General features: G+C 44.6%; 18 protein-coding genes. 16 read left to right on the plus strand and 2 right to left on the minus strand.

All coding sequences use genetic code 11. The features are described from left to right. Positions 1 to 546: 546 nt before the first annotated feature. Positions 547 to 1,767: a hypothetical protein gene (locus tag BR86_RS0112745; protein ID WP_143099368.1), complete on the minus strand. Its 1,221-nt coding sequence runs from the start codon at positions 1,765 to 1,767 to the stop codon at positions 547 to 549. Between the two features lie 526 nt (positions 1,768 to 2,293). Between BR86_RS0112745 and BR86_RS0112750 the strand changes: the two genes are divergently transcribed. Next, positions 2,294 to 3,736: an oligosaccharide flippase family protein gene (locus BR86_RS0112750; RefSeq protein WP_207641168.1), complete on the plus strand. Its 1,443-nt coding sequence runs from the start codon at positions 2,294 to 2,296 to the stop codon at positions 3,734 to 3,736. A gap of 11 nt (positions 3,737 to 3,747) precedes the next feature. Further along, on the plus strand, positions 3,748 to 4,701 hold the full coding sequence (locus tag BR86_RS15355; protein ID WP_031474482.1) for a stealth conserved region 3 domain-containing protein: 954 nt from the start codon (positions 3,748 to 3,750) through the stop codon (positions 4,699 to 4,701). A 185-nt stretch (positions 4,702 to 4,886) separates the two neighbouring features. Here the strand turns inward: BR86_RS15355 and BR86_RS0112760 are convergent, their stop codons facing one another. After that, on the minus strand, positions 4,887 to 6,017 hold the full coding sequence (locus BR86_RS0112760) for an EpsG family protein (RefSeq protein WP_031474484.1): 1,131 nt from the start codon (positions 6,015 to 6,017) through the stop codon (positions 4,887 to 4,889). 132 nt (positions 6,018 to 6,149) lie between these two features. Here BR86_RS0112760 and BR86_RS15360 point away from each other — a divergent pair, with 132 nt between their 5' ends. The 14 genes from BR86_RS15360 (at position 6,150) to BR86_RS0112835 (ending at position 23,738) form a co-directional block, all read left to right on the plus strand. Then, the gene (locus tag BR86_RS15360; protein ID WP_075034496.1) at positions 6,150 to 7,205 is read left to right on the plus strand and encodes a glycosyltransferase family 2 protein; all 1,056 of its coding nucleotides are present in this window, start codon (positions 6,150 to 6,152) and stop codon (positions 7,203 to 7,205) included. Beyond that, positions 7,202 to 8,167: a glycosyltransferase gene (locus BR86_RS15365; RefSeq protein ID WP_051684810.1), complete on the plus strand. Its 966-nt coding sequence runs from the start codon at positions 7,202 to 7,204 to the stop codon at positions 8,165 to 8,167. Before BR86_RS15360 ends, BR86_RS15365 begins: the two co-directional genes overlap by 4 nt. 34 nt (positions 8,168 to 8,201) lie before the next feature. Continuing rightward, positions 8,202 to 9,452, plus strand: a complete 1,251-nt coding sequence (locus BR86_RS0112775; protein ID WP_161767332.1) for a glycosyltransferase — start codon at positions 8,202 to 8,204, stop codon at positions 9,450 to 9,452. Continuing rightward, a complete protein-coding gene (locus tag BR86_RS0112780; protein ID WP_031474490.1) occupies positions 9,445 to 10,809 on the plus strand; it encodes a sugar transferase in 1,365 nt (454 codons plus the stop codon). The genes BR86_RS0112775 and BR86_RS0112780 overlap by 8 nt, the downstream gene beginning before the upstream one ends. 158 nt (positions 10,810 to 10,967) lie before the next feature. Beyond that, positions 10,968 to 12,092, plus strand: coding sequence for a non-hydrolyzing UDP-N-acetylglucosamine 2-epimerase (gene wecB, locus BR86_RS0112785; RefSeq protein ID WP_031474492.1), 1,125 nt, complete (start codon positions 10,968 to 10,970; stop codon positions 12,090 to 12,092). A gap of 248 nt (positions 12,093 to 12,340) precedes the next feature. Next, the gene (locus tag BR86_RS0112790; protein ID WP_031474494.1) at positions 12,341 to 13,759 is read left to right on the plus strand and encodes a YveK family protein; all 1,419 of its coding nucleotides are present in this window, start codon (positions 12,341 to 12,343) and stop codon (positions 13,757 to 13,759) included. Positions 13,760 to 13,967: 208 nt separating this feature from the next. After that, positions 13,968 to 15,926: a polysaccharide biosynthesis protein gene (locus tag BR86_RS0112795; RefSeq protein ID WP_031474496.1), complete on the plus strand. Its 1,959-nt coding sequence runs from the start codon at positions 13,968 to 13,970 to the stop codon at positions 15,924 to 15,926. Between the two features lie 156 nt (positions 15,927 to 16,082). Further along, a complete protein-coding gene (locus tag BR86_RS0112800) occupies positions 16,083 to 17,393 on the plus strand; it encodes a DegT/DnrJ/EryC1/StrS family aminotransferase (protein WP_143099367.1) in 1,311 nt (436 codons plus the stop codon). A gap of 208 nt (positions 17,394 to 17,601) precedes the next feature. Beyond that, entirely contained in the window at positions 17,602 to 18,486 is an 885-nt protein-coding gene (locus tag BR86_RS15370) for a UDP-3-O-(3-hydroxymyristoyl)glucosamine N-acyltransferase (protein WP_051684811.1), read from the plus strand. Positions 18,487 to 18,498: 12 nt separating this feature from the next. Next, a complete protein-coding gene (locus BR86_RS0112815) occupies positions 18,499 to 19,158 on the plus strand; it encodes a sugar transferase (RefSeq protein ID WP_051684812.1) in 660 nt (219 codons plus the stop codon). Between the two features lie 2 nt (positions 19,159 to 19,160). Continuing rightward, positions 19,161 to 19,826: a PIG-L deacetylase family protein gene (locus BR86_RS0112820; protein ID WP_207641169.1), complete on the plus strand. Its 666-nt coding sequence runs from the start codon at positions 19,161 to 19,163 to the stop codon at positions 19,824 to 19,826. A gap of 8 nt (positions 19,827 to 19,834) precedes the next feature. Beyond that, a complete protein-coding gene (locus tag BR86_RS0112825) occupies positions 19,835 to 21,418 on the plus strand; it encodes an HAD-IA family hydrolase (RefSeq protein WP_081844275.1) in 1,584 nt (527 codons plus the stop codon). 213 nt (positions 21,419 to 21,631) lie between these two features. Beyond that, positions 21,632 to 22,516 carry a beta-1,6-N-acetylglucosaminyltransferase gene (locus tag BR86_RS0112830; RefSeq protein ID WP_031474508.1) on the plus strand — a complete coding sequence of 295 codons (885 nt, stop codon included), beginning with the start codon at positions 21,632 to 21,634 and terminating at the stop codon, positions 22,514 to 22,516. 79 nt (positions 22,517 to 22,595) lie between these two features. After that, positions 22,596 to 23,738, plus strand: a complete 1,143-nt coding sequence (locus tag BR86_RS0112835; protein WP_143099366.1) for a hypothetical protein — start codon at positions 22,596 to 22,598, stop codon at positions 23,736 to 23,738. Positions 23,739 to 23,766: the final 28 nt, after the last annotated feature.

Consider the following 23,766-nt stretch of genomic DNA (forward strand, 5'->3'; position numbering starts at 1 on the left):
TCGTCCTTCTCCCAACCAGCGGCGAAGGATGTCATAGATGCGCCCATAGCAAGAAGAGCTGCTGCAGAAAGAACTGCAACATATTTAGTCTGCTTTCTCATTTAATGCACACTCCTTTTTCCTTTGTGTTTTTGTAAATGCTTTTTCTCAAAACGCAGGTGAGGTGGTGTCGCATCGGTTAATTGGACTGGGTATGACACGAGAGAGAGGAGGAATTTTTAAAAATTGAGCTACATGATTGCGATTGAAAAAACGCATTTCCGATCGTAAAAAAATACGATTGAAAATACGATTGAATATAAGTAGAATGAGATCATAGATATGGAGGTTACGATGAAAGAATCTGGCAAAAGGTATAAGTGTCAGATGGGATTACATAACCTTGGATGATATGAAAAGCAGAGAGGGAGCCGGCAGAAGCCGACTCCCTTTCGTGTGTAGATGTAATGGTGTCAATGAATCGGGAAGGTATCAGCGAGTTTGCTGATTTTTTACGTTCGTGATTTTTCACGTTCGTACGAATACTTGTGAAGTTAAGAACGATTATTATACGATAACTACGCCGAGCACCTTGTTCCCCAGTAGTTTCAGCACCTCCAACTCTTGCAGGAGATTGCGGTATGTGGTCTGGTCGCGCTGAACAAGAAGAATTGTATTTTTGCCGCGAGCGGCGGAGACGGCATCTACGCCGGCACTCAGGTTATCGAGCTGTGTTACCGATGGACTGGACAGGAGGTTATGGATTTCATTTATAAGAGCCTGAGCGTCTGAACTCTTGCTTTCACCAAGAAGCAGAAGATCATTGGTTCCACAAACAGCTTCCATTTTTGCTGCGATGGCCATACGCACGGCAGAACTGTCCATGGCAGAAGTCGGATCTTCCCAGTGATTGATGACAGCATCAAATCTGTGACCAAGACCGGTGCCTTTTTTGCGAGGAATCGCTCCGAGCATGGTGAGCTGCGGGCAATGCCTTAAAAACTCATCCGTGCCGGTGATTCGGTCGGACACCAGATAGCGAACGCACGTAATGAATACGGAAAGAAAAAGGCCGAGTACCAAGCCAAGAATTGCGAAGTTTCTTGCGGAAGCAATGACAGAACTGAAGGTCATGACCTTCAGAGTGGGCTCCTTTAAGTCAGTCAGCTGTTTTGTGACATTGGTAAGCGTGGTCTGGAGAGAATTCAGGTTTGTGGTATAGGATGTTGAAAGCGTATTGACATTGTTATCCGTTCCGGTAACCGCTTTTCTCAGTACCTCTGTTAAGGTATGCTGGCCGAGTTTTGACGTGATTGTGGACTGATTGGCGTCGACCGCATTGGCGACCGCATTGAGAAAAGCTTCTGCGTCTTCCGGTGTTGCGGCGGAAACCGTGAAGGTCAGCGTCTTGGCGTTATTATCCTGCGCGGAAACAATCAGAGTGTTTATGGAATCCGGAACATCGCTTTTTTTGTCGGCGCGGCTCGGGAGAGAAGCACTGTCGATGTCCATATTTTTGATTGCAATGGTATATGAATTCAGAATTGCTGCAACATTGCTGTTGGTTGCGGTGCTTCCGTCCGGCTTGGTATAAGTATTGTTCAGATTATAGGTGATGGAATATTTATAGACACGGGATGGATCCATGTTAAGAATATAGGAACGGTTCTTATATTCCTTCTGATGCTGAATCTGCTCTTTGATATTATCGGACTCTGCTGAGAGATTGGACAGAGACTGTTCGTAATTATCTTTCAGTTCTTTTGCCTGTAGATTGGTTTGTTCCAATAAAATGGAATTATGAAGCTTTCGGATGCCGCTGATTCCGGAGAATAAACCGGGAATAAGCGCGCAGATTACTGAAAAAACAAGGATAAAACGCCATTTTCGCATAACAGCGAAAAAGAGGTTACGGATGTCTAAATCACATTCCGGCTGTAAAGATAAGTCATTCATAGCTAATTCCTTTCTGGGTTATCAGAAATGATGGTGATGTCATGCATTGTATACGAAAAACAATGCTATACACAAAGATCAGTATAACATTGGATGGAAAGTGGTTCAAGTGATATACTAACGTGAGGCGAGAGCTGCGTTTTAAGATGTGAGAACGAGAACCTCAGAACGGAAGAGCGACAGGAAAAAGACGGGTGTGAGATCTGACGGCTTCTTGATGACATATATTATAGAGAGACGTATAACCTGACTTGACAGGACAATAGACAATATAAGAAAGAATATAAGAAAGGTAAATAATCCCACAATGAGAAGTAAAGTAACTCTGTTGAATGTAATATCCGGTGGACTGCTACAGGTGTGCGCGATTATCAGCGGCATGATCATACCGAGAATCATTCTGGAGGAGTTCGGCTCTGAGGTGAACGGACTCGTAAATTCATTGCTTCAGTTCTTGACATATATTTCATTGATTGAAGGCGGGATCACCGGTGTGGTCTCGGCAAATCTCTATAAACCGATCGTTTCGGGAAATTATCAGAAAATGAGTTCTATTCTGGTGACGGCAAGGCGTTTTTTTGTCAGAATTGGAATGATCTATATTGGATACTCTATCGTGATTGGAATTATATATCCGTTAGCAATGGGGATGAGAATGGGATATGTTTTTGCGCTGACGCTGATTTTGTCCCTTACAACGCTTCTTCAGTACCTCTTTTCACTGACATACCAAATCCTGTTAAACTCTGATAAAAAAGGATATATTGTAAATTCTGTACAGATTCTTGTGTACGTCCTCAGTGTGTTGCTCGTGTACATATCTGTAAAAGTATATCCGAGCATTCATTTTGTAAAGCTGATCAGTGGACTGTTGTTTGCTCTGCAGCCTCTGATTCTCGGGATCTATGTTCGCCGAAACTATCCGTTGGATTGGAAAGCACCGTCAGATGACAGTTTGATAAAAGAGCGGTGGAATGGCGCGGCCATCAACCTTGCAGCCTTTATCCACGGAAGTGTTGATGTTACGGTGCTTACGATTTTTGCGGATTTAAAAACGGTTTCGGTATATACCGTGTATGCACTGGTTACAACCGGAATCAAACGAATGATCGGCGCGTTGACGGCAGGACTCAACCCGATCATCGGTCTTGCATATGCAAAAGGGGATACGCAGGAACTGAACAAAAAAATGGATCTATATGAGTTCATCACGATAGTTATCGTATGCTTTTCTTTTTCTATGGCAGGACTTTTAATCACCCCGTTTGTGATGCTGTATACGAATGGAATCCACGATGCAAGCTACAGCCAGCCTCTGTTCGGGTACATTCTCGTTTTGTCCGAGGCGTTGTATCTGATCAAACTTCCGCATCTGAATTTCGCGTATACTGCGAACAAGTTCCGGGAAATCACCGGTGCGGCGTATATCGAATCGATCCTGAACATCGTTCTTTCGGTTATTTTGGTCAGAACGTTTGGTCTGACAGGCATTGCAGTGGGAACTGCGATTGCGATGTTTTACCGCATGGTTTATCATGTGTACTTTACCGGCAAGGAGATCAAGGGGAGAGAACCATGGATCTTTTACAGAAAGCTTCTGATCTATGTCACCGCATCCCTGATCAGTATGGGATTGTGCTTGCAATTGTTTCCGATGGGGGCATTGGATTTCTGGCAATGGATCATCCATGCGGTGGGGTATTCGATTGTTTTTGCGACGCTGTTTTTTATTGTCGGGGGGCTGTTTTTTAAAGATGAAATGCGGTTCCTGGCAAATTATATAGGAAAACGAAAAGAATAAGAAGATGGAGTATGAATGATAAGATGGAGATCGATTTAGTATACTGCTATGTAAACGGCAATGACGAAGAATGGAAGAAAAAGCGTCAATCCTATGCTGCAGACGAAGAGGAGACGATATGTCGTTTTCGAGACAATTCCGAGTTGAAGTATTCGCTCCGGTCGGTGGAGAAGAATGCACCATGGATTCATCGTATTTTTATTGTTGTGGACAGTGAAAGTCAGATTCCGTATTGGCTTGATACTTCCAATCCGAAAATTAAAATCATTTTTCACCGGGACATCATTCCGGAACAATATCTGCCATGCTTTAACAGCAATGTCATAGAATCTTATCTGTATCGGATACCGGAACTGGCGGAAGTTTTCCTGTATGCAAATGATGATATGTTTTTCGGAAATCGCGTTGCAAAGGAATTTTTTGTTTCCGGAGAGAAGCCGTTGGTTCGTTTGGTGGAGAGCAAAAAAGTACCGGAGAATTATTACGAAAGAGTAGTAGTGAATGCTCAGCAGATCATCCGAAAAAAATATGGGGTAATGCTGAAACTTATCCCGACACATGCAGTTGATATCTATTCGAAAAGTGCTATGGAGAACTGCTGCCGCGAATTTGAGGATGCATTTGCAGAAAGATCAAAAAACCGGTTCCGTGAAGAAAACGATATCAACCGGGTGGTTTTCAGCTATTATATGATTCTGCACGAGTTATGTGAGCTTAAGGCGTATCGGAAAAAAAGTCTTTGGGATAAAGTGAAGATGTCGATATTCCCGGCAAAATATCTGGATTATGCAGTCTGTAATCTGAACGAATTGTCCGGATCCGGAAGAAACCGGTATATTTTTAGGTGTGGACCAAAACTGGCTTGTCTGAATGATAATGAAAAAACAACCCAGGAAGATCTGGCCCGGTACCATCGTTATATGCGGAAAAAATTTCCGGCGAAATCTGTTTTTGAAAAGCTGTAAGCTAGTCGTAAAACGTTGACGTTGTCTCTTCTGGATGCTTTTTTCTGCGGTAGAGCGTGAGATTAGGAGAAGCAAAAGACAGAACCGGAGACCTGTGCAGGGGTTTAGAACAAATACGCTCTGAAAAAAAGTGCCTGTGGATTGTCAATTGTGTCGATCCACAGGCTTCTTCCGATGCGGTCTTATCAGTATTCGAAGAAAAAGTGATATGTATAGAGAGGATCTGCCGACGAGCGACTCATCCAGAATGTAAGCAGCACATTGATCAGGACAACCGTGAGCAGATAGATCAGCCGGCTTTGATGTTTACGGATTCTCTCCGTAAACATGGAAAAGAGGAAGAGAACACCGATCTCGAAATAAAAACCAATTCGCAGAGCGAGCCATACAAACGATGAACAAAATGTGATTGCGACATACATGACAGTAAACAGAATCGAACAGTATATATGCCGGTCCATTCTGTTGAGAGTATGGGTGGCGTTAAGACTTTTTTCGGGATGATTGTCGACTGCAAAATACAGAAGATACATTGCAATTGCAAGTTCGATTCCCCACAGAATAATAACCATTCCGACACTATCATGCTTGTCTACATTCAGATATTTTTGATATTTGGTAATGACACTGAAAACCAGTTCCATAATGGGACGGACAAACAGGACACTCAAAACAGCCACGGCGGAAAATAATGCAGCCATGAATTTTCGGATTGGCAACAGGGTTACCATAAAAATCAGGATAAAACCGATCGGCGCAGAGGAGTGAAACAGCGTTCCAAGGATACTGATCAAAAGCGCTGAGACATATTTTCGACGTATCAGGAGCAGATAGAAGATACCGCACAACGCTGCGGACATAACCTGCCGCGCAATGTTGAGAGAAAACATAAAAAAACTTGCGCAATAGAACACCAAAACCGAAAGATATGGATCCGGTGACAGTTCATTGATCAGAATCCAATAGCACAGGCAGGTCACAGAGGCCATAAAGATCAGCAGTGACTGCGTAGAATGCGTAAGCATATATAAAACTTTGGTAATTAATTCAAAACCGGGCTCTCGAACAATCCGGCTGGAATATGGATCGGCCAAATCTGCAAAAGAAAGATTTCCGATTTCTTCAGAAACAGCCATATAGCGTTGGCTGTCGGGACCGGTTTCCGGGCCGCGAAGTGCAATCAGAAGAAACATAAGAAAAAAAGGAAAAAATGTCAGAATATAACTTGTTTTTTTGGAGTTTGGGTATTTTTCACGGCAGAATGCACCGGCAATCTCACATAAATAAATTATCGGGAATATAGCTAAGTAGATCATAAATATACCCTCAAAACCACATATTGTGGAGACCTCGGAATACTAAAAGAAAATGTAATAGTTGCGAATATATGACTATGTTATAATATATTCCATTGGATTTTGCAAAGAAAAGACGAGGATGGAGAGACGATGCGGTTTAGCATATTGGTGCCCATTTACAACGTTAGGAAGTATCTGCCGGAATGTCTGGATCACATTACAGAGCAGTCATTTTCGGATTTTGAAGCGATTCTGATTGATGACGGGTCAACAGACGGAAGCGGAGAAATTGCGGATCAATATGCGAGTGAGGATTCCCGTTTTCGGGTGGTTCACAAAAAGAATCAAGGTCTGTTCGCTGCCCGCAGAGATGCCATACGGATTGCGAGGGGAGAATATCTTATTTTTTGCGATGCCGATGATTTTCTGGCATTCAACGCATTGGAGATGATCCATCATCGTTTAAGTGAGAGATCGGTAGATATTCTGCTGTATGATGCGTATCTGTATGACGCGGAGGCACAGACAGAATGTCCGGAACTTCCACGAAAAAGAGAACATCGAAGGTATTTTATAGATGGTGCGGTGCAAACAGGAATTTTTGCGGATCAGAAATCAATTGTCCGTACATTGTTTCTCACGATGAAACTTCAACCGATGTGGATCAAAGCTGTTCGGAGAGAGTGTGCAGAACCGGAAGCGGATTATTCGATATACAATGGCATCGGATATGGCGAAGATATGCTTCAGAGCGCGTTATATTTCTGCAAGGCATCGAGTGTCGGATATTGTGGAATACCGCTCTATTATTATCGCCAGTCGTCCGGCATGATGGGCCGGTTTCATGAAAAATATTACGAAGAGAATCGCCGCGTTCACCGGGAGGTTTCAGAAATCCTGCGCCGTGGTCGCATTCCGGAATGCATGTCAGATCTGGATGCATATCTAGGTGCATATCTGATGTATGTGGCTTATGGTGCGTTTCACCAGTGTTCATTTCTGAAAAGTGCAGATATTCAAAGTGTGAAGAAGGTGACCAATGATCCATATTTTCGGAAGATGTATGAAACGGTTCACGGATCGGAGGTTTGGAGGAAAATCAGCCGGCATGAGAGACTGGCGGTATGGCTGATGTATCATAAGAAATATACGGTTTTGCAGATAATATGCCGAATGATCCGACTGGTAAAGGGATACAAAAAATGAAAAAGGAAATGACAATCTCAGTCGCGATGGCTACATATAACGGAGAACGTTTTTTAAAGGAACAGCTTCATTCGATCGAAAATCAGAAACTTTTGCCGGATGAAATGGTGATTTGTGATGACGGGTCGACGGACGATACGGAAAAGATTGTTCGAACGTTTGCAGACAGAAGCCGGATTGCGGTTCATTACCATCGTAATGAGAATAATCTCGGATATGCACGGAATTTCTTTCAGGCGATTGGAATGACGAGGGGAGAGATTATCTTTCTGAGTGATCAGGATGATCTTTGGGCGCCGGAGAAAACAGCACATATGGCAAAGATCCTGAGACAGCATCCGGAAATTCTGGTATTGGCCTCTTCCTTTTCATTGATCGACGAGCAGAATCATACAAAGAGGTCTTTGGAAGATGTGGCACGGAAAGGAGTTTTTCGTATTTCCTGGGAGAATTTTCTGAGACACCCAAAATACATGGGAATGCTTCTTGCGGTTCGGAGAGAGGTTTACGAAGAAGTTCTTCGAAGAGAAACGGAGAGCGGCGCGGAAGATGAATGGAAGAAACTGCCGCATGACTGGCGACTCTGTGAATACGCGTCAGAGCGAAATGGTTTCTATAAGACCGGAGAAAGACTGGCTTATTACCGTCAGCATGGAAAGAATACCGTCGGTTCTATATTGAACGCGGACGTCGACATTTTGAAACATCGATGTGAGCTGGTTAAAAATGAACTGCAGGAATTCACTGTGCTGGAAAAGACGCTAAGATGCCGTAATGAAACGGATGAGGAGAGAATGCGCTATCTTCGAAGGATGATCCTGTTTTGCGAGAAAAGGTACCGGCTGCTTTCGGAAGAACATTTTCTAAGGCTTGCATTTTGGAATTATGGTCATCTTCGTTTTATTTCATTTCGGGCCGCAACGGGGGATTTATTCGTTCTGATGAGAAAGAAAAGATCGTGAAAGGAATAAAAGAATGCCGCAGAAGAGAGTATTGATGTTGTCATCAAGAATCCCATATCCGCTGACTGCCGGATTTCGGATAAGGATTTATAATGAGGCAAAGTATTTTCGGAAGGCCGGCTGGGAAGTCGACCTTCTTTGTATGGGAAAAAAAGAAGACGAGTCAGCCTTCCGGAACGAATTGGCGAAGGTTTTTTCACATGTCTATGTGATACCGATGAAGCTTCCGGAAGTGGTCGGGAACTTACTGCTGAATATTTTGAATCCGGATGAGCCGTTTCAAAATGCCCTCTACAAGTCCCGACAATTAATGGCGACACTGGAGAAAGTCAGCGGCAACTATGATCTCATTGTCGGAAATCATATCCGAACAGCGGGATATCTGCTGGAATTGCGGCATTATCTTAGTGAGAGAAAAAAAAATGTGCCGGATTTTATTCTCGATTACCATGATGCGATCTCTTATAATTACCGGAATGCGATTATTGTATCCAGAGGTCTGAAAAAAATCATCTATCGGGTGGAATACGGCCGCGTTCTTCGTTGCGAAAAAAAGGTCGCTTCTGCTTTGCGGAAATTGGTGATTGTTTCTCCAAAAGACAAGGAATGGCTTGGAACTCAGGGAGCTGAAACAGATCACATCCATGTGATCCCGGTAGCGGTGAGAGATGATATTCTGGCTCCCAATATAGAACCGGATCAGGACACAACGGTCATCAATGAGAAGGCGAAGGAAAGCGAAAAAACTGCCGTTATGACAGAGGAGAGCATCTGTTTCCTTGGAAAAATGTCCTATCAGCCGAATGAAGACGCTGTTTTATGGTTTGCAGATCGGGTATGGCCGACAATCCATAAAAAATGGCCGAAGATGCGATTTTACGTCATGGGGATTGAACCGTCTGAACGGATCCGGGGACTGGGGGCCGGGGATGATCATATTATTGTGACCGGTTTCGTGGAAAATCCGTTTGAACAGATGACAAAATGCATCGCAAATGTTGTACCGATACGAAACGGCGCCGGTGTTCAGAATAAGGTTTTAGAGAGTATGCTGATCGGAGTCCCAACTATTGTTTCACCGATTGCAGCGGAAGGGATTGATGCGCAGGATGGAAGGGATTATCTGGTTGCCGAAACACCGGATCAATATATCGATCACATCGAAAAACTGATGAGCTTGCCCGGGTATCGCAGCAGGATCGGTGCGGCCGGACAGAAGGTGATCAAAGAGAACTATCTTTGGTCGGGATTATGGAAAAAGTGGGAAGAATTGATCAATGAGTAAGGAACAGGCAAAGGGACTGGTAAAAAAAACATATATTCTGTGCAGCAGCATAACGGCCTTTTTTACCGCCGCTGCGTTATGGTACTGCAATGTTGCACCGGGGTGGGAAAAGGGTTATTTTGGCTATTACACCCTTCTTTCGGTAGGCGTTCTCTATACCGTAGTCTACACCTTTTTTGCCCGGATGTATGATGCCCACAAGATCGGACTCTACCGTCTGGCGGAACTGCTCTTTTCGCAGATGCTTTCCTTTGTCATCGCGGACACGTTCCTCTTTGTGGCTGCCTTCTTCTGGTTCCACAATTTTTCCAGAATCCGGATCAGCATCTTTCTGTTCGGCGTGCTGATCCAGTTTCTCGGTGCCGGATTCCTGATCTTTGTGATGAACCGTCTCTACGCGCGATACGACGAACCGAGAAAGATCATGATCGTGTACGGAAATGAAGAGTATAAATACTTTCTTCCGAAACTTGGCGAGAAGAGACGGTACCGGATCACGGCGTGTTTGAGCGAACAGGAAGGACCGGACCGGATTCTGGATTGTCTTGCGGATTGCGAGGATGTCTATCTGATCAACGTGAGGCGGGAATTGCAGAATCGATTGATGCTTTATTGCGATGAGAATGGAAAAGACATCCACCTTTCGATGTCGCTGAATGATCTTCTCCTGTTCCGGAGCGACATTTCCCATTCTTTTGATACTCCCTTCCTCCGGAACAAACGCAATCCGGTGGCATGGTATTATCCGATGGTGAAGCGCGCCGCGGATATGATTCTCTCGGTGTGCGGACTGGTGATCCTGTCCCCGGTGCTCTTACTTACCGCCTGTGCGATCAAACTGGGCGACGGGGGGCCTGTCTTTTACCGTCAGCGGCGGATGACCACCGGCGGAAGAGCCTTTTCCATCCTGAAGTTCCGCAGTATGAGAGTGGATGCGGAGAAGAACGGCGCAAGACTTGCGTCGGAGCACGATGACCGGATCACGCCGGTGGGAAAAGTGATCCGTGCCTGCCGGATCGATGAACTGCCGCAGCTGATCAATATCCTGCGCGGCGACATGTCCATCGTCGGACCGCGTCCGGAACGACCGGAGATCGCGGAAGAATATGAAAAAGAGCTTCCGGAATTCCGGCTGAGACTGAAGGTGAAGGCCGGCCTTACCGGATACGCCCAGGTGTACGGAAGATACAACACCACGCCGCAGGACAAGCTCCGGATGGATCTGATCTATATCCGGGAACGTTCGATCCTCTTTGATCTGCAGCTGATCTTCTATACGCTGAAGATCCTCTTTATTCCGGAGAGCACGCAGGGAATTGAGGACGGAGCGATGGATGCCAGAAAGAAAACAAGGTGAGAAACGGAAATCTGCTGGAAATGAAGTGATAACGGTTTGGATTAATCAAAGGTGATTATAGAGAGAGCTGTTGATTTGAAAATGATTCCATAGTATTGGCAGGCAATAGGAAAAGGCTGGCTCTATATAAAGGATAACAACAAACAAGGGAAGCTAACATGAAAAAGAAAATCATGACGGTATTCGGTACCCGGCCGGAAGCAATCAAGATCTGCCCGCTGATCAACGAGATGAAAAAGAGAAAGGGACTGGACGTTGTCGTGTGTGTCACGGCGCAGCATCGGCAAATGCTGGATCAGGTGTTGGAAACCTTTGGGGTTGTGCCGGATTACGATCTGAACATCATGAAAGACCGGCAGACACTCTTTGATATCACGATTAACATTTTGAACGGAATGAAAGCGGTGCTGGAAAAGGAGAAGCCAGATGTGGTTCTGGTACACGGTGACACGTCAACCACCTTTGCCGCCGCATTGGCCTGCTATTATCTTCAGATACCGGTAGGTCATGTGGAGGCAGGACTGCGGACGTACGATATCTATTCGCCCTATCCGGAAGAATTCAATCGTCAGGCGGTCGGCATTGTCAGCCGGTATCATTTTGCCCCGACGCGTCTGGCTGCCGGGCATTTGATCAAAGAGGGAAAGAAGCCGGACACGGTGTATATCACCGGCAATACCGTGATCGATGCGATGAAGCACACGGTTCGGGAGAATTATACGCATCCGGAGTTAGATTGGGTCGGCGATGGGAAACTGATTTTTATCACCGCGCACCGGCGGGAAAATCTTGGCGAACCGATGCACCATATGTTCCGGGCGATTCGCCGCGTGCTAAAGGAACACCCCGAGTGCAAGGCTGTCTACCCGATTCACATGAATCCGGTGGTAAGACAGGCGGCGGAGGAAGAACTGGGCGGCTGTGATCAGATCCATATCATTGAACCCATCGAAGTGTTTGACTGCCATAATTTTGAGGCGAGATGCCATCTGTGTCTGACGGATTCCGGCGGGATTCAGGAAGAATGTCCGTCCTACGGGAAACCGGTTCTGGTGATGCGGGATACCACCGAACGACCGGAGGGCGTCGACGCCGGAACACTTAGACTCGTCGGCACTGATGAGGAGACCATTTATAAGAATTTCAAAGAACTGCTGGAAGATGATGCGGCGTATCACAAGATGTCCCATGCCTGCAATCCCTATGGCGACGGAAACGCCTGCAGGAGGATTGCGGATATTCTGGAATTCGGGAAATATGAACCGTGGGAGATGCGAGAATAGAAGAGGAAGAATTGATGACAACTAATGAGATGAAGAATATTTATGTCCAGTGTCGATCTTAAAATAGGGGGTGTCGGTCAACTGGAATCTTGAGATAATATTTGGCCTATGATATATTATATCGGTTGCTTTTCTTAACGATTTGTTAAGAAGGACATAAGAAAGCGCGAAAATTCATTTGAACGTGAGCCGTTGTGCTATACTACTATTCGAGATTTACTGATATACGGAAGAGGAGACAGGAACAGATGAACGAGCAGGGAATGAGAAGTATGCAGAACCATAATGCGGAGGTTGAGATCGATCTGGTCAATCTTACCTATCACATCGCCCGCCGGTGGAGATGCGTGCTTGCAGCCGGCGTGATCGCCGGTGCGGTTCTGGGCGGATACAAGGGTGTGACAGGTATTCAGAATCTTCGAAATAAGGCATATCTGGAAGCGCAGAACGCGGAGTATCTGAAGCAGAAAGCCAGCTATGACTCTTCTGTCGAGTCGCTTCGGCGTCAGATCCAGAATATCACGGACGAGATCAACACCAATCAGGAATATCAGGAGTCGTCCGTGCTGATGAATATCGATCCCTACGACGCGTACCGCGAGACGGCGACATTTTACATTTCCTCCGATTATCAGATCATGCCGGGGATGACGTATCAGAATCCGGACAAGACGAAGAGTATCATCAGTGCCTACCTCGCCATCGCGCAGAATGGTCAGCTGTATAAAGATGTGACATCGGAGCTGAATGATGAGATGACCATCCGCAATCTGAAGGAACTAATCAATGTGAGCGCGGATTACGACAATAATCTCCTTTCTATCGTCGTATACGGAAAAGACAAGGAGATGGCGTCAAAACTGATGGAATTGATTCGGGATCATCTATCCAATCAGGAAGACCAGATCGCCAACGGAGTCGGGGAACACACGATCAAACTGATCGAAAAATCCAGTACCAACACTGTTGACGAGGATCTGAAGAAAAAACATACGGACTTCAACAATAATCTGACTTCTCTTCAGAACAGCCTGACGGATCGCCAGAAAAAACTGGCGGACCTGGCCGCGCCGAAAGGAACGCTGATCACGAAGGAAAGCGTCGTCAAGAACGTGTTGAAGTTTGGAATCATCGGAGGCATCCTTGGCGTGTTCTGCGCGGCGGGATGCATCTGTGTGGGGTACGTCGCAAAAGGAAGAATCCATACCGAATACGAGATGGAGCGGTACGGTGTTCGCGTTCTTGGCAGTTACTATGAGCCGGTTCGGAAGAGAATGTTCTCGTTCATCGATTCACTTACGGAAAATCTTTCCGGTGCATCCGCAAAGAGCCGTGACCTGAGCCGCGTCTGCGAGGCAGCAGCGGTTCGCCTTGAAGGAATGATGAAGGCGGAGAACTGTGAGGGAGCGAAGATCTGCCTGGTCGGAGGAATTGATGAGAAAGATCTGAACCGGGTGAAAGAAGCCATGACGGCAGATGGCCGGAATGTTTCTCTGGAGGTTGCCGGTAACCTCGCTGATGATTCGGAGGCGATCCGGAAAGCGCAGGCTGCGGATGGCGTTCTGCTTGTGGAACAGAAGAATGCATCAAAGAAGAGTGCGGTCGAGACAGAACTGGCTATGCTTGAGGACTTCGGAAAACGCGTATGGGGCGCGGTGCTGATCTGAGGAGAATTTGCGCGGGTTATGCCGGTACCGGCAGTTAGTTCTGAAATACAGTCCGGCAGAAAAGACGATGTGCGGTGGAGCAATCCATAAACCAAAAAACTGACATGAAACCGATAAACTGTATCGGATGACATAACACAATACGAAATATTCCGGGTTTGCAAGGCTCGAATTGCGGAATAAATGATGAACAAGGAAGACGGAGACTATGAAAGAACGTATGAAGTTACAGCACTGGCAGATCATTGAGATCATGCTGATGATCTATGATATCGTGGTGATTACTGCCTCTTTTTTTGCGGCACTGCTTCTGCGTTTTGACGGCAGGTATTCACTGATTCCCAAACGGTACATTGCATCCTATTATAAGACGATTCTTGTCTATGCCGTCCTCTCGATCATTGTATTCTGGTGTGTGAGGCTTTACCACAGCATCTGGCGTTTCGCCAGTTACGTGGAACTGATCCGGATCAGCGCCGCAACGGCGATCACCTTTTTTCTTCAGATGGCAGTCACACTTGCACTCGGAATCTGGATGCCGCTTTCGTACTATGTCTGGGGAACTGCGCTGCAGTTCCTCTTTGTTGTGGGGGTCCGGTTCAGTTACCGGTTCATCCTTTTGGAGCGCGGACGAAGAGAAAAAGCCACGGCAGCAACCAAACGGATCATGCTGATCGGTGCCGGAAATGCCGGACAGCAGATTCTTCGCGATATCAACCATGCGCGGGAAACCAGCAATGAGCGGGTGGTCTGCATCATCGATGACAACCCGAACAAGTGGAACCGTACGATGGACGGAATTCCGGTTGTCGGCGGCCGCGATGACATTCTGTCGAATGTCGAAAAATTCAAAATCGATGAGATCTGCCTCGCTATCCCGAGCGCAAGCCTTCAGGCAAAGAGAGATATCCTGAACATCTGCAGCGAGACGGACTGTAAACTCCGCCAGCTTCCGGGTATGTATCAGCTTGTCAAAGGAGAGATCACTGCCAGCGCCATCAAGGATGTGTCGGTGGAAGACCTTCTTGGAAGGGCTCCGATCCGGGCGGATATGAAGGAGGTCTATGAGTTTATCTCCGGCAAGACGGTTCTCGTCACCGGCGGCGGCGGTTCCATCGGTAGCGAGCTCTGCCGCCAGATTGCGGGGCACGGACCGAAACAGCTGATTATCTTTGACATCTACGAGAACAATGCCTATGAGATTCAGCTGGAACTCCGGGAAAAATATCCGGATCTCGATCTTGTCACCATCATCGGTTCTGTCCGGGACAGTCGCAAGGTCTTTCAGGTGTTTGAGCAGTATCATCCGCAGGTTGTCTACCATGCGGCGGCCCATAAGCATGTTCCACTGATGGAAGACAGCCCGTGCGAAGCCATCAAGAATAACGCCATCGGAACCTACAAGACCGCCTATGCTGCGATGATCCATGGCTGTGAGCGATTTGTTCTGATTTCCACCGATAAGGCGGTGAATCCGACCAATATCATGGGGGCCAGCAAACGTCTCTGCGAGATGATCATCCAAAGTTTTGACTACATGGTTCAGAATCACCGGGCAGCAGAACTTCCGCAGCTGTATACTCATGACGGTTCTGAGTTTGCGGATAAAGAGGGAACCGGAGAAGTATTCCGGAATGCAAAAACCCAGTTTGTGGCAGTGCGCTTTGGCAATGTCCTTGGGAGCAACGGATCGGTGATTCCGATCTTCAAAAAGCAGATCGAAAAGGGAGGACCGGTGACGGTCACCCATCCGGATATCATCCGTTACTTTATGACCATCCCGGAGGCGGTGAGCCTCGTGATGCTGGCGGGCACCTACGCAAAGGGCGGTGAGATCTTCGTCCTTGACATGGGAAGTCCGGTGAAAATTGATACTCTGGCAAGGAACCTGATCAAACAGAGCGGATTCAAGCCGGATGTGGATATCAAGATTGAGTATACGGGACTGCGACCGGGGGAAAAACTGTATGAAGAAAAGCTTATGGCGGAAGAAGGCCTGAAAAAGACGGAAAACGATCTGATCCATATCGGCTGTCCGATTCCGTTTGACATCAAAGAATTCCTGGATCAGCTGCATGACCTGATGGATGCCGCTTATGCGAATAAGAGGGATATCCGGGATCGGGTATGCAGGGTGGTGGCGACCTATCATCCGGAAACACGGTGAGCTTTTGCGTAAGGCAAGAGCATTTTGATGGAATGAAGAAGCTTTGGAACATTTATCATATAGCGATTAGCCAAGAAGGATTTGGGTTAGGGATTCGCTTTGAATAAAGAGATGTTTGCAGAACAATCTATAAACATCCGCAAAGGAGAGATGATTATGCATGACTTTCTTGCAGACAAGCGTTTTGAGGGATTAAAACCGTTTGAGAACAAGCTGTGGCTCAGCAGTCCGACCATGCACGGTGAGGAGCAGAAGTGGGTGGATGAGGCAATCCGGACCAACTGGGTCAGCACGGTCGGCGCCAACATCAACGAGGTCGAGAAACAGACCGCAGAGTATGTCGGCTGCAAATATGCGGTAGCCCTGTCCTGCGGTACATCCGCTCTTCATCTTGCAACTAAACTTGCCGGTGAAAAACTCTATGGACAGGCGAAGCCGGATCAGGGAACTCTGGCAGGACACAAGGTATTCTGCTCAGACGTCACTTTCGACGCAAGCATCAATCCGGTTGCCTATGAAGACGGTGAAGCGGTCTTTATCGACACGGAATACGATACCTGGAATATGAGTCCACAGGCGCTGGAAAAGGCATTTGAACTTTATCCGGAGGTAAAGCTTGTGGTTATCGCCCATCTCTACGGAACGCCGGGAAAGATGGAGGAACTGAAGACAATCTGCGACGCACATGGTGCATTGATCGTGGAAGACGCGGCAGAGAGCTTTGGATCAAAATATAAACTGCACGGGCAGTGGGTGGAAACCGGAACACTGGGAAACTACAACTGCATCTCCTTTAACGGCAACAAGATTATTACCGGATCTTCCGGCGGAATGTTCCTGACAGACAGTGAGGAAGATGCGAACAAGGTTCGGAAGTGGAGTACCCAGAGCCGTGAGGCGGCTCCGTGGTATCAGCATGAGGAGATCGGATACAACTATCGCATGAGTAATATCATCGCCGGAATCGTCAGAGGACAGCTTCCGTATCTCGATGAGCATATCGCGCAGAAACACGCAATCTGGGAGAGATATGAGAAGGAACTCGCGGATCTTCCGGTCAGAATGAATCCGTGGGATCGCGAGAACAGTGAGCCGAACTTCTGGCTGTCCTGTATGATCATTGATGAAGATGCGATGGCCAAGATGGTTCGTGGAGAGCAGGACTATCTGTATCAGAGTGTATCCGGAAAGAGCTGCCCGCAGGAGATTCTGGACGCCCTTGCCGTATTCAATGCGGAGGGACGGCCGATCTGGAAACCGATGCATATGCAGCCAATTTACAGAACGAACCCATTTGTCACGGTTGAGGGCAACGGCAGAGGTTGCACAAATGCGTATATTGCTGGCTCTGGATTGGATGTCGGATCCGATATTTTTCATCGTGGCCTCTGTTTGCCGAGCGACAATAAGATGACACCGGAGCAACAGGAGAGGATTATTGAGCTCATTCATAGGTGCTTTTACTAAATCGGTTGGTCATGACCGAAACAGTTAAAGGAATATGAAGCTATGGGTACATCGTTGGTGTATTGGCGCACATATGTTTCTATAACTATATAGACAGGGAACATGAACAGCTGATGGTTATCAAGGTCGTAGATATTAAGAACGGCATGATGTTGAACATCGGTAGTAGTGAGACAACAAATTATGTGTATATTGTGGGGAAAGAAGAATGAAAGAATATTTTCGAGTCAATGCCAGCAAGTATGTTCCTGGGAAGAATTTTGACGTTGTTCGTCCTGCGTCACTCAATAATCCGAAAGATAACGCGGTGATGTTTATTGGTGAGAAGTATTTGAGCCAGTCTGATGCATTGTTGAAGTGTAAAAACTGTCTCGTTTTTTGGCCTGAGTCTGTAGAAGTTCCTGAGAAAGTCAGCAAAAGGCATGCGGTCTTTGTGGTTAAGAGCGAGCGATATGGTTATTGTGCTTTCTTCAGAGACAATGGCATAACATATTATCCACCTTTTGAAGATTATGATCTTGTAAATGGAGCATACATTGCCAAAACAGCAAAAGTAGGAACGAATTGTCGTATCCTTCCTGGAGTTTATATTGGTGGTGAGGTAGAGATTGGCGATAATTGTTACATAGGTACAGGCGCACGGCTCGTTGGAAATATCCACATTGGTAATAACGTTATCATTCGGGAGAACACGGTGATTGGTGCCGATGGATTATCCACAGACAGAGACGAGAATGGAAGAGCTTTGACGATGCCACAGTTCGGGGGTGTGGTTATTGAGGATGATGTTCAGATTGGTGCGCTGACTGTCATAGCCCGTGGGGCTATAGACGACACCATATTAAAGCGAGGCTCTAAAATAGATAATAGCACCTTCATCTCGCACAATGTTGTTATAGGCGAAGATTCTTTTGTAGTAGGAGAAACCATAATGTTTGGAAGTTCCTCAACGGGAAAACAGGCGTTTATCTCGGGCAACAGCACGATTAGAGATGGGCGATACATCGGAGATAAGGCTATTGTTGGTATGGGCGCTGTCGTTGTTCGCAATGTTGAAGACGGAGCGGTTGTAAAAGGAAATCCAGCAACGTGACAGGGAGGCATCATGATGGCGAAGACTATAATCGATCAGATGCCTAAAGTGAGAAGATCGGTTTATACAATCTTTATTAAGAGACTATTCGACATATTGCTAAGTGGCATAGCAATTTTAGTCTTAAGCCCGCTACTTTTAGTAATAGCAATTCTAGAATTAGTCTTTCACGGAAGACCGGTTTTATTCGCTCAAGAACGCCCAGGGTTACATGGGAAGATTTTTAGGATTTACAAATTTCGGTCAATGACGAATGAAACAGACGAAGATGGGAATCTGCTTCCTGAAGAACAACGTGCAACAAAGTTTGGCCGATTCATCAGACGCTTTTCTCTTGATGAATTGCCAGAATTGTTCTGCATATTCACAGGGAAGATGAGTATTATTGGTCCAAGGCCTCTGTTGGTTAGATATCTTCCCTTATATACACCTCGTCATATGATGCGGCATGAGGTACGTCCGGGGTTTGCTTGTGTTCCCATAGAGCCATTAAAGACATGGACGTGGAATGACCAGTTTGAGAATGACATCTGGTACATAGAGAACTGTAGTTTTCTAGTAGATGTAAAAATGATCTTCGCTGTGGCAAGAGAAGCTATTGCCGGAGCGGATTATCGTGTAAGTGGTATAAGAGAAGAGTTTAATGGGAAAAATCTTGATAAGGATGTATGACTATGAAGATATTGGTAATAGCACCCCACCCAGATGATGAGGTTCTTGGATGTGGAGGAACAATTGCAAAACATGTTAATAATGATGACAGCGTTTATGTCGCTATTGTTACCAAAGGATGTGAGCCACTATTCCCTCCAGAACAGGTTGATCAAGTTCGGGAAGAATGTAAAAAAGCAGATGCATATCTGGGAGTAAAAGCGACTATTTTTATGGATTTTCCCGCATCGATGCTAGAAACAGTTTCAAGATATGAGTTCAACGGAGCATTTATGAAGCTAATTCAAAGCATAAAACCAGATATTGTGTATCTTCCGCATCGTGGGGATATGCAATTGGACCATAAAATGGTTGTAGATGCAGCAATGGTAGCATTACGGCCAAAGTATTCTTATTCAGTAAAAAAGATCTATGCGTATGAAACATTATCAGAGACAGGATGGGATTTGCCTAATACGACAAATGAGTTTATTCCCACGAGTTATAATGATATAAGTTGTTATTTGGATAAGAAAATCGAGGCGTTGAGGATGTTTAAATCTCAAGTTGATAACTTTCCAAACGCAAGATCGATTGAGGCGGTAAAAGCTTTAGCTATATATAGAGGATCTAGCATGAATTTGAAGGCAGCTGAGTCATTTTACTGTATAAGAGAAGTTTTGAGGTGAAACACATAATGCACATACTGTTTACTGGCGTTGGTCGAAGAATCGAACTACTACAAGCCTTCCGAAATGCAGCTCTTGTTTTAAATAAAGAACTGAAGATTTATGGCGCTGATTTGGCTGGCACTGCTCCCGCCCTGGCGTATTGTGATTTCTCCAGGCGGGTGGTCGCGATGAGGGATTTTAGTTATATCCAGAATCTTCTTGATATCTGTGCGACCGATCACATCGATCTTCTTATTCCCACCATTGATACAGATCTTCTTGTATTGAGCGAGAATAAAGAAAAATTTGAAGCTATCGGAACAAAAGTTCTTATCAGCAATCCCGATAAGATTCGTATATGCCGAGATAAAAACAATACAAGTCAGTTCTTTGTGGATTGTGGTCTGCATGCACCGATGCCCGTAAATAATTGGAAAGAGTACAAGAGCGGATATCCAGCCTTCATAAAACCGAAGGACGGAAGTAGCTCTATTAATGCTTTTAAGGTTGAAAATAGGGAAGAACTGGAAGTATACGCCAGACAGGTGGAGGATTATATTGTACAGCCGTTCGTGAGCGGACATGAGTACACTATTGATATCTTCTGTGATTGGTTGGGTGAGCCGATTAGCATTGTTCCCCGTGAGAGACTTCAAGTAAGAGCGGGTGAAGTTCTAAAGACACGAATCTGTATGGATAGGCAGATGATTGAAGAATCCAAGGCTCTGTGTAAAGCCTTTAAGCCGTGTGGTCCGATGACGGTACAACTTATCCGTGATGCGGATGGAATAGACTGGTTCATCGAAATCAATCCGAGATTTGGCGGTGGCGCTCCCTTATCTATGAAGGCAGGGGCACGCAGTGCAGAAGCAATTCTTAAGCTTATGGACGGAGAAGAAGTTAAGGAGCAAGAAATAGCTGACGGTGCGATTTATAGTCGATTTGATCAGTCTGTTTGCATTACTGAAGGTAAGGGGAGAATAAAGGGCGTTATCTTTGACTTGGATGACACGCTCTACTCAGAAAAGGAATATGTAAAGAGTGGCTATAAGGCTGTGAGCGATTACCTTGGCGGCGATTACGAGGTTAAGCTCTGGAGCTTCTTTGAAGCCGGGAAGCCAGCCATAGATGAATTGCTCAAAGAACTGGGACGAGAGACCGTGAAGGAAGAAATCCTGCAGATTTACCGCGCTCACAAACCGAAAATCCATCTTTACCCTGGTGTGGTTGAGATGATAGAGAACCTAAAAGCGAAAGGTATAAAGGTTGGTATCATCACAGATGGTAGACCAGAGGGACAGAGAAATAAGCTGGATGCACTAGGGGTGGAGGTTGATGATGTGATTATTACGGATGAACTGGGTGGTGTTCAGTTCCGGAAACCATGTGATATTGCATTCCGTATTATGGCCACACGTTGGCGTCTTAATCCTGCGGATATTGTTTACGTGGGAGATAACCTGACAAAGGATTTCCAAGCTCCACAGCAGTTGGGAATGAAACAAATTTGGTATAGAAATAGGAATGGATTACACAGTACTGACTTGAAATCGAATGAAAATATTATGTGTGTGGAAGCATTCGAAGACATTGATTGGAGTAGCGTATGACCAGATAAAGACTTATACAGACTCTAAAGCTACACGAAAGAACAGACTCTATGAGAAGCACGTTTTCAGATTACCTTAAGAAGAGGGGGCAGACGGGAACGGATTATTCTGTCGAGATAAGTCAGCATAAACAACCGAAGAGATAACCAGATGTTGGGACGACTTTATTAGTTCGAGAAAATACGAATTGAGTATAAAAAGGAACGAATTCAAATGGGGAAAACTAAGATCGCATACTTACTTTTAGCACATAAATCACCGAAGCAAATTAATATGTTTATAAATCAGCTATTAAATTACGGAGACTGTGATATTTATATTCATGTGGACAAAAAGTCTGAGAATATAATCTCTGAAATTAGTAAAAATGAACATGTTGTGGTGATTTCAAAATATGTAGTGTCTTGGGGGAGTTTTGAAATACCAAAAGCATGTTTGGAACTAATGAGGATAGCATCAGAATCGGGAAAGGGATATACTCATTTCTATTTTGGCTCTTGCCAAGACCTTCTGGTTAAAAAAGGACTATATGAGTTTTTGGAAAAGGATCCTGAAATTACATATGTAAAGATTTTAGGCGCAGTTGATAACTATTCAAGAACTAGTGCTAGATATAGAGTACGTTGGCCTAAAAAACTTATGATAAGAAATGATTGGCATATCTATCGTTTTGTTAGGATTGCTATACAGTATATGTGTAAGTATGGGATTGTATTTAGGAAGAATCGAAGACCAATACCCGATGGAATGACATTTTATGAGGGAAGAACATGGTTTATAGCGCCGATGAAAATGATGAATTATATTTTGAAGTATGTTGATGATAATCCATCATTTGTTCAGTTCTGGGAAGAAAGCTTAGCCTCTGATTTGATGTTTTTTCAAACGATTATAATGAATTCTCCATATCGAGCTAAGATAAAAGATGAATTGATGTATGTTAATTTTGGAAAGACATTTGGCACAATGAATCATCCGCTTGATATCTCTATAGACGACGAAAAAAATATTGAAAAAAGTGATTTCTATTGTGCGAGGAAATTCGACATGGAAAGTGATCCTGCGACATTCAAGCATTATATTGAACTTACAAGATAGCATCTATAAAGAATAAATACTATAAATAAATCATGTGTCGATTCTGCCATTATTAATATATGTACGGTGAGTTGGAATTATGATAAGAATAAACACAGATAGAATATTGCTAAGTATATTGATCGTTAGCTGCATAGTTAATGGATTTGTATATGAAGGCGTATTTTTCGTAACGATAATACTGTTGGTTTTTAGAAACCATAAGTATATTTCTGGTAATCCAGAGTATAAATGGTTTATTATTATTTTTGCGTATATTATATTACTTCTTATAAATATGATTCATTTTAAGACAGCTATAGGTTGGAGACCAGTTGGGACAACGAAGGTGCTTTGCGCAATTTCGATATGTGCCATTTTTAGTGATAGAATATGTAAAAATGAATTAGACGACATCTTCATTAAGTTTTTAATTCTATTTAATTTTTTGTATGTTGTGTTTGGCTTGCCAAACGAAAGTAACTGCAGTTTTATTCGTATGATAGATTATCCGGGTCAGAATACGCTTGGCGCTGTAAATATAATCACTATACCGCATATAATAAAAACATACAAAAATAAAATGAGGGGCATCAGAGTTACTTATATGCTCTCATTTTTGGCCTTTTTTATAAAGAATTTGGGTTTTACTACGAAATTTTGCACTGCCATTATCTTCTTGTGGTTTTTGATTGACTTTCTTCGAGACAGAATTCGTATTAAAGGACGGAGATGGCGGATAGCAAACAGGGCACATACCTTTGTTCCATTGATAATAGCTATTGTTGTCCTTCTGTTTTTTGTTAACTCCACATTTCAAAATACATATTTGAACGTACTAGAGATGACAGACGTAGATAGATTCACAATTCTTTCTCAGGCACTATACAGAATAAGAAGTGCACCGATACAATCACTTATATGGGGAAGCGGTGATAGTAATTATTATATGCTAACAGGGCGATATTTGTCTGCACACAATTTTATTGTTGAAGTGATAACGTTTGATGGATTGATAGGATTGGGGGTTCTGGCATTTGAAACATTTGTGTTTGCAAGATTTATGTTAAAAAAGGTAGAAGACACTGATGTGAAACAAACAGTAATAATATCATTGGCAATGGGATATATTTTTTTCATGCTACATCCAGTGTATACTACAAGTTTTTTAGTGAAAATATTTCTTGTAATTGTTAATTTACGAGCATGTAATGTGGATAGAGAGAACGCTTTAAAAATGTAAATTGAAATTCACATAACAGCTGATATAA

It is taken from the genome of [Clostridium] aminophilum DSM 10710, from assembly GCF_000711825.1.
In the GTDB taxonomy this organism is placed as follows: Bacteria; Bacillota; Clostridia; order Lachnospirales; family Lachnospiraceae; genus Clostridium_R; species Clostridium_R aminophilum.

Bases quoted from the DNA above. Each gene is read 5' to 3' on its own strand.
- BR86_RS0112835 (WP_143099366.1), top strand. From the start codon at position 22,596: ATGATAAGAATAAACACAGATAGAATATTGCTAAGTATATTGATCGTT.
- BR86_RS0112815 (WP_051684812.1), top strand. From the start codon at position 18,499: ATGATGGCGAAGACTATAATCGATCAGATGCCTAAAGTGAGAAGATCG.
- wecB (WP_031474492.1), top strand. From the start codon at position 10,968: ATGAAAAAGAAAATCATGACGGTATTCGGTACCCGGCCGGAAGCAATC.
- BR86_RS0112790 (WP_031474494.1), top strand. From the start codon at position 12,341: ATGAACGAGCAGGGAATGAGAAGTATGCAGAACCATAATGCGGAGGTT.
- BR86_RS15360 (WP_075034496.1), top strand. From the start codon at position 6,150: ATGCGGTTTAGCATATTGGTGCCCATTTACAACGTTAGGAAGTATCTG.
- BR86_RS15355 (WP_031474482.1), top strand. From the start codon at position 3,748: ATGAATGATAAGATGGAGATCGATTTAGTATACTGCTATGTAAACGGC.
- BR86_RS0112800 (WP_143099367.1), top strand. From the start codon at position 16,083: ATGCATGACTTTCTTGCAGACAAGCGTTTTGAGGGATTAAAACCGTTT.
- BR86_RS0112780 (WP_031474490.1), top strand. From the start codon at position 9,445: ATGAGTAAGGAACAGGCAAAGGGACTGGTAAAAAAAACATATATTCTG.
- BR86_RS0112820 (WP_207641169.1), top strand. From the start codon at position 19,161: ATGAAGATATTGGTAATAGCACCCCACCCAGATGATGAGGTTCTTGGA.
- BR86_RS0112825 (WP_081844275.1), top strand. From the start codon at position 19,835: ATGCACATACTGTTTACTGGCGTTGGTCGAAGAATCGAACTACTACAA.
- BR86_RS15370 (WP_051684811.1), top strand. From the start codon at position 17,602: ATGAAAGAATATTTTCGAGTCAATGCCAGCAAGTATGTTCCTGGGAAG.
- BR86_RS0112830 (WP_031474508.1), top strand. From the start codon at position 21,632: ATGGGGAAAACTAAGATCGCATACTTACTTTTAGCACATAAATCACCG.
- BR86_RS15365 (WP_051684810.1), top strand. From the start codon at position 7,202: ATGAAAAAGGAAATGACAATCTCAGTCGCGATGGCTACATATAACGGA.
- BR86_RS0112760 (WP_031474484.1), bottom strand. From the start codon at position 6,017: ATGATCTACTTAGCTATATTCCCGATAATTTATTTATGTGAGATTGCC.
- BR86_RS0112795 (WP_031474496.1), top strand. From the start codon at position 13,968: ATGAAAGAACGTATGAAGTTACAGCACTGGCAGATCATTGAGATCATG.
- BR86_RS0112775 (WP_161767332.1), top strand. From the start codon at position 8,202: ATGTTGTCATCAAGAATCCCATATCCGCTGACTGCCGGATTTCGGATA.